This window comes from Corynebacterium sp. CCUG 65737 (assembly GCF_024454115.1).
Classification (GTDB): domain Bacteria; phylum Actinomycetota; class Actinomycetes; order Mycobacteriales; family Mycobacteriaceae; genus Corynebacterium; species Corynebacterium genitalium.
In genome coordinates, this window is the sequence record NZ_JAGPZB010000027.1 from 1 (window position 1) to 5657 (window position 5657).

The window sequence follows — 5657 nt, forward strand, 5'->3', positions numbered from 1 at the left end:
TTGCATGTGTTAAGCACGCCGCCAGCGTTCATCCTGAGCCAGGATCAAACTCTCCACAAAAACAGTTTCAACAAAACCAAGTGAAACAGGCCGTGAAAAGCCCAAAACCCAACCAAAACAAAACCACCCACACACAGCGCAACAGCACAAAAAGCCATGGCGCCAGTGCGTGAACTGGCAATCCTAAAATTACTAGACAAACCAAAAGGTTCATCCACATGTTGCCCCTCATCCCTGACGGGGAAAAAAGAAGAAGCAACAAAAAATATACTTCCAATCAGTCACACACGACCAACCAGCACAGTGACACCCCATCAATAGGTTCAGGCACCACCGACCAGCACACACCACACACAAACACGTGCAGGCATCAAGATCGCACACAACCAACCAAAAAACATTGGCACACTATCGAGTTCTCACACAACACACGCACGCTCTTCGGGAACTTTTGTTCTTTGCTCCGTCTGAAGCGGCTTGATCGACTTTACTAGAGATCAACACTCTGTGTCAATTCCGTTGTAAGATCGATTTGTTTTCGTCATTACGTTCCGTTTACCAGTTGGTAACGTCTCGCAGCGACGGAACAACACAATAACTCCAAAGCTCGGAAGAACGCAAATATTTTCTGGAACCGTTAGCTCACCTGCATTAATAGGTTGCTCAACCGCGTATCAAACTGGGCGCTCAACCGTTGAAATGCGCGCCACATGCTTCCAGCTTCTAAAAGTAGGCGGCTACCGGCCCACGTGAGGTGTTGATCACGTCGATGGATGTGCCGAAGATCGAGGACAACAGGTCGGATCGAACGACATCCTTGGGAGGGCCGAATTCTACGATCTGGCCGTCTTTGACCGCGCAGATGTAATCGGCGTAGCGGGCCGCGAAGTTGATGTCGTGCAGAACGACGATGATGGTCCTACCCAGGTTCTCTGCGGCATCATGCAGGTGGCGCATCATGTCCACCGAGTGGGAGATGTCGAGGTTGTTGAGGGGTTCGTCGAGAAGCACGTAATCCGTCTCTTGCGCTAGAACCATGGCGACGTATGCACGCTGGCGCTGGCCGCCGGACAGCTGGTCCAGGTACCGGCCCTCGAGCCCGCGCAGACCAAGGAAGTCGATGTAGCGCGAGATGATCTCTTCGTCTTCAGCGGTCAGGCGCCCCTTGCTGTAGGGGAAACGGCCGAATCCGACGAGCTGGCGCACAGTGAGTTTGGTGACAAAGTTGTTCTCCTGGCGCAGGATCGACAGTTCTTTGGCGAGTTCCTTGCTCTTCACCGTGGAGATGTCGTGACCAGCGACAGTGACGGTGCCGGAGTCCTGCTCCAGAAGCCGGCCAATGATGGTGAGCAAAGTGGACTTGCCCGCACCGTTGGGTCCGATCAGGGCGGTCATGCCGCCAGCGGGGATCTCTAGGTCGATCGGCCCGATCTCTGTTTCTTGGCCGTATGTTTTTTCGACCGAGGACAGCTTGATCACAACGACCCCTTTCTCAGAATCACGGTAAGGAACACGACGCCGCCGACGAGTTCAATGATGATGGACACGATGCCCTGGGCGTAAAAAATGTGGTTCATCACGAAGTACGCCCCGGCCATGACGGCGAATCCAATGAGCGCGGCCATCGGGAAGATGTACCGGTGATCGTAGGTGTCCGCGAACTGGTACGCCAAAGTGGCCACGAGGAATCCGAGGAACGTCATCGGCCCCACCAGCGCGGTCGACACGGCCATGAGCAGGCTGACAAGGACCAGAACATAGATCGCGTGGCCGCGGTGGTTCACGCCGAGGTTGATCGCCGGGTCGCGCCCGAGCGCCAGGACGTTGAGAATCCGCGAGTGCAGAAGCAGCAGCAGTGCGCCGCCGAGCGCCAGCGGGATGGCCACCGGGAAGTAGTCGGGGTCGGCGTTGTTGACGGATCCGAACAGCCGCGCTGTGAGCACGTCGAATTCGCTCGGGGTGAGCATGCGCTGCATGAACGTCGACAAGCTCGCGAGTCCGCCGCCCATGACCACACCGACGAGCAGCATTGCGTGCATGTTGTTCTTGCCGGTCAGCAGCCACGAGTACAGCAGCAGCGAAAACCCGACCATGACTACGAGCTGCAGCAGAAACATCTCCACCGTGCGCGCGTTGGTCAAACCCACCGCACCGAAGAAGTAGACGGTGGTGGTGTGAATAGCCACGTAGAGGGCCTCGAAGCCCATGATCGACGGCGTGATAATGCGGTTGCCGGTCACCGTGTGGAATGCCACAGTTGCCATCGCCTGGCATATCGCCACCAGCACCATGACCAGGACGGAGTTCGCGCGGCGCTCCGCAATGAGCCAGTACCCCCGGGTACCAAAGTCCATCGGGTTCTCATATGCAAGCAGCCCCCACGTCAGGCCCGCGGCCAGCACCAGCAGGCACGCGATGACGATCCAGTAACGCCGTTTGCTTGTCGACGACTGAAACGCCCCCACATGCCTGCCTCGAGCTGCAGCAATTTCCGTTGTTACTGCCGTCATGACCGCTCCTGCCTGATGATCAACACCACGAACACGACTGCACCGACGACGCCGAGGATGACCGAGACGGGCATCTCGAACGGCGCGATGATGGTCCGGCCGATGATGTCGCACACCGTCACCACGGCGATGCCGAGCAGGCACACCCAGGGAAGGTTGGAGCGCAAATCATCGCCCCGGAACATGGACACCAGATTGGGCACGATCAAACCGATAAACGGCAGCATGCCTACTACGACTGTGACCACGCCTGAGGCGATGGCGACCAGACCGACGCCGAGCAGCACAACCCGCTCGTAGTTCAAGCCGACATTCGTGGCGATGTCTTTACCCAGGCCAGCCACAGTGAGCCGGTCAGCGAAGACGAACACGAGGACAACGACAATGGCAACGACCCACAGCACTTCATACTGCCCGCGGATCACCGACGTGTAGGAGCCGGCGAACCAAATGCCCAGCGACTGGAGCATGTCGGTCTGCATGGCGAAAAACGTGGAGATAGAACTGACCACCGCCCCGAGCATGATCCCGATGATCGGCACAATCAGCGAGGATTTCAGCGCCACCCGGCGCAGGAATCCAAAGAACACCATGGTGCCCACGAAGGCGAACACCACTGCGACGACCATGCGCACAGTCAGCGAAGGGTTCGGGATGAAGTAAAGCGCCACCAACAGGCCGAGCCCGGCCCACTCTGTTGTACCGGTCGTAGTGGGTTCGACGAACCTGTTCTGGGTCAGCAGCTGCATCACCATGCCGCTCATGGCCATCGCCATTCCTGACAGCACGAGTGCGATGGTGCGTGGGACGCGGGTAGTCCAGAACATGTCGGCGCCGTCGTCGTTGCCGAGGATGTCGTACTGCCCCACCATCAAAGAGACGGTGAGCAACCCGGCGACAACGGCGAGACCCGCCAGCAGCTTCCATTCGGCGAGCGGCGGGCGGGTTTTCGCGGATAAGCGATGCGGCACTAAGCGCCAGCCTCCCACTGATCGGCAAGGTCGTTGAGAATCTCGGTGTAGGTCACAATCGACTCGTTAGTGTACGTGTCCGCAGGAGCAATGTAGATGTTGCCTTCCTTCACGGCGGTGACGTTGCCCAGAGCCTGGCTCTCATCCAGCACCTGCTGGGCGGGTGCGGAATCCTCGGTGCGCACGCCGGCGTCACGGTCGAGCACGAGCATCCAGTCCGGGTTCGCCTCGGCGATTGCCTCCACGGAGATGTCGTCGCCCTGGTGGTCATCACTACCGCCCTCGATCTCCAGGGCGGGGGTCAGGCCAAGCAGGTCGAACAGCGGCCCCCAGGTACGACCGACCTTCGGAGCGACATAGCCGATCTCACCGCCGGAGACGTTGACGGCCATGACCTTCCACTCATCGTTGTAAGCCTCCTTCGCGCGGTCGAGCGCGGAGGTGAAGTCATCGGCCATCTTCTTGGCTTCTTCTTCGCGGTCGAAGATCTTGCCCAGGGCGTCGACCTGGCGCAGGAGCTCCTCGTCCAACGGCTCGCCCTCGCGCGGCTCGAGGTCGATGAGGACTGCATCCGGAACCAGCTTCTCAATCTCCTCGTTGTATTCGGAGAAACGCTGACCCGAAACGATCACCTGCGGCTCAGCTGCGACAATCGCCTCGAGGTTCGGCTCGCGGTGGTTGCCGATGTCGATGATGTCTTCATTGTCGGCGATGCCCGGAATAGTCTCCGGCACGAGCGCGCGGGCGGCAGCGACAGGTTGCACACCCCATTCGTCGAGGATCTCGAAACTGCGGTTGTCCAGGGCGACGACGGAAGACGGGTTGACCGGAACCTCCTTGGATCCCTCGTTATCTTCGATGGTGACCGTGTCAGAGGCTCCGTCTCCCTCAGCACCGTTGTCGGAGGAACCGGAGTCTGCCTGGGTGGTTTCAGCCGAATCGCCGGCAGAGTCATCCGCGTTGCCAGCGCAGCCGGCGAGGGTCAGTGAGGCAGCAGCCACGATGGCAGCGAGCCGGGAAACACGTTTCATAGGAGATCCTCCGTACATAGAAAGTTGGTAAGCTTTGCCTAACCTAGCACATGATCCCTGAGGGTCAATACCCCTCCCCCGACATCACATTTCCTAACCGTTGATTGACCAGTGGTCGGCCAACTCGTTGAGGATGAGGGTGTACGTGCTTGCCCCTGCCACCTCTGGGACGTCAAACGGGCCGACGTAGATGTTCACGTTCTCAACCGCCGGAGTTTCCGCAAGCTCTTCATCATCCAGAAGCAGCTTCAACGCCGGTACATAATCGGACGAGCGCATATCCGGTTCACGCTCCTCGACGAGAATGACGTCTGGCTCTTCGTTCAGCTCCACCGGAGCGAGGCCCACCATGTCCATCACGGGACCCCACAGTTTCCCACCGTCTACAGGAAGGAGCTCGGCAGCATCACCATTAGCTTCCACAGCCGCCGCCGACCAGTCTTCCCCGACCGCGTTGCGGGCCCGCTCGAGAGCGTCGGAGAAGTCGCTGTCCATCTGCTCCGCTTCTTCTTCTTTGTCGAAGATGACGCCCAGAACCTGCACTTGACGCACCATTTCCCAATCCAGCGGCGGATCGGGGCGCGGAGTGAGATCCACCACCGGTGCTCCCGCGACATCTTGGAGCTCGGAGGCGCTGTGGGACGTTTCTGCGCCGACCAGAACCATATCCGGTTCGGCATCTGCAGCCTCTTCGGGGCTGGTCGCGACAATTGCGTCGATACCGAAATCTTTCAACAGCGCTGCCATGCGTGGGTCGAATGCCACCACCCGCTCTGGCTTGAACGGCACAGTTTTCGCGCCCTCGTTGTCGACGACGTCCACGGTCTCCCCCGACCACTCGCCATCCGCGTGAGTTTCAGTGGATTCGGGGGCGCCGGCAGTGGTTTCCTCGCCGACCGGCGCGCACGCAGTCAAAACCATGGTGAACGTGGCGCACGCTGCGAGGCAGCCCAGCTTCTTCGACATCGTCTTCGCGGTGGTCATAGCGCGCCCAAGTCTACGCGACGGGGTGGAAAGCAAGCGGCCCCAGTCCTTCATCAGAACCGGGGCCGATTGTTGTGGAGATGGCGGTGTCTGAAGTCATGACATAGTTGACACGGCGTGCCTGGGACAGCATTCCTGATGGTTGACAGGTCAGTCGCGAC

General features: G+C 59.3%; 5 protein-coding genes and 1 rRNA gene. All 6 read right to left on the reverse strand.

The genetic code is table 11. The annotated features are described in order from the left end of the window. Positions 1-60 (reverse strand): 16S ribosomal RNA (locus KBX17_RS11300); the annotation flags it as partial. 663 nt (positions 61-723) lie between these two features. Continuing rightward, on the reverse strand, positions 724-1479 hold the full coding sequence (locus tag KBX17_RS11305) for an ATP-binding cassette domain-containing protein (protein ID WP_256019901.1): 756 nt from the start codon (positions 1477-1479) through the stop codon (positions 724-726). Next, positions 1476-2510, reverse strand: a complete 1035-nt coding sequence (locus tag KBX17_RS11310) for an iron chelate uptake ABC transporter family permease subunit (RefSeq protein ID WP_256019902.1) — start codon at positions 2508-2510, stop codon at positions 1476-1478. The genes KBX17_RS11305 and KBX17_RS11310 overlap by 4 nt, the downstream gene beginning before the upstream one ends. Further along, positions 2507-3481 carry an iron chelate uptake ABC transporter family permease subunit gene (locus KBX17_RS11315; RefSeq protein WP_256019903.1) on the reverse strand — a complete coding sequence of 325 codons (975 nt, stop codon included), beginning with the start codon at positions 3479-3481 and terminating at the stop codon, positions 2507-2509. The genes KBX17_RS11310 and KBX17_RS11315 overlap by 4 nt, the downstream gene beginning before the upstream one ends. After that, entirely contained in the window at positions 3481-4512 is a 1032-nt protein-coding gene (locus tag KBX17_RS11320) for a siderophore ABC transporter substrate-binding protein (protein ID WP_255997959.1), read from the reverse strand. The genes KBX17_RS11315 and KBX17_RS11320 overlap by 1 nt, the downstream gene beginning before the upstream one ends. Before the next feature lie 93 nt (positions 4513-4605). Next, a complete protein-coding gene (locus KBX17_RS11325; protein ID WP_256019905.1) occupies positions 4606-5496 on the reverse strand; it encodes an ABC transporter substrate-binding protein in 891 nt (296 codons plus the stop codon). Positions 5497-5657 lie beyond the last annotated feature (161 nt).

Excerpts from the sequence above, each read along its gene's own strand:
- KBX17_RS11310 (WP_256019902.1), bottom strand. The coding sequence starts at position 2,510 with ATGACGGCAGTAACAACGGAAATTGCTGCAGCTCGAGGCAGGCATGTG.
- KBX17_RS11320 (WP_255997959.1), bottom strand. The coding sequence starts at position 4,512 with ATGAAACGTGTTTCCCGGCTCGCTGCCATCGTGGCTGCTGCCTCACTG.
- KBX17_RS11325 (WP_256019905.1), bottom strand. The coding sequence starts at position 5,496 with ATGACCACCGCGAAGACGATGTCGAAGAAGCTGGGCTGCCTCGCAGCG.